The organism is Vibrio sp. 10N.222.48.A3 (assembly GCF_041475345.1).
In the GTDB taxonomy this organism is placed as follows: domain Bacteria; phylum Pseudomonadota; class Gammaproteobacteria; order Enterobacterales; family Vibrionaceae; genus Vibrio; species Vibrio tasmaniensis_A.
On sequence record NZ_JBFRVX010001702.1, the window covers coordinates 1 to 220 of the forward strand.

1 pseudogene is annotated in these 220 nt (G+C 44.5%); it reads left to right on the forward strand.

The features are described from left to right. A pseudogene (locus AB4653_RS28490) lies at positions 1-220 on the forward strand (polyribonucleotide nucleotidyltransferase); the annotation flags it as partial.

Consider the following 220-nt stretch of genomic DNA (forward strand, 5'->3'; position numbering starts at 1 on the left):
GGTCACGGTAAGCTTGCTAAACGTGGTATCCAAGCAGTAATGCCTTCTGTTGACGAATTCCCATACACAGTTCGTGTTGTATCGGAAATCACAGAATCTAACGGTTCTTCTTCAATGGCTTCTGTATGTGGTACATCTCTAGCACTTATGGATGCTGGTGTTCCAATCAAAGCTTCTGTTGCGGGTATCGCAATGGGTCTTGTTAAAGAAGGCGACGATT